Source organism: Geitlerinema sp. PCC 9228 (assembly GCF_001870905.1).
GTDB lineage: Bacteria > Cyanobacteriota > Cyanobacteriia > Cyanobacteriales > PCC-9228 > PCC-9228.
In genome coordinates, this window is the sequence record NZ_LNDC01000200.1 from 227 (window position 1) to 659 (window position 433).

At 45.7% G+C, this 433-nt stretch carries 1 protein-coding gene; it reads left to right on the top strand.

The genetic code is table 11. From position 1 onward, the window contains the following. Positions 1 to 433: cadherin repeat domain-containing protein (locus AS151_RS21095; protein WP_170861468.1), on the top strand; the 433-nt coding region annotated here is incomplete at both ends.

Genomic DNA, 433 nt, shown 5'->3' on the forward strand with positions numbered 1-433 from the left:
ATTAGACGCAGAAACAGCTAGTAGCCATACCATTACTGTAGATGCTAGCGATGGTAGCAATACAGTTAGCCAAGACTTTACCATCAGCGTCACAGACATCAACGAGTTTTCACCTAGCCAACCCAGTGATAGCGATGGCGACAGCAGCAACAATCAAGTAGCGGAAAATGCCAGCAACGGCACCAGTGTTGGGATTACTGCCAGTTCTACCGATAACGATATCAGCGATACGGTCACTTACAGCCTCAGCGATGATGCCGATGGTCGGTTTACCATTGATGACAATAGTGGTGAAGTCACCGTAGCCGATAGTAGTCAATTAGACGCAGAAACAGCTAGTAGCCATACTATTACTGTAGATGCTAGCGATGGTAGCAATACAGTTAGCCAAGACTTTACCATTAACGTTGCCGATATTAACGACAATTCTCCT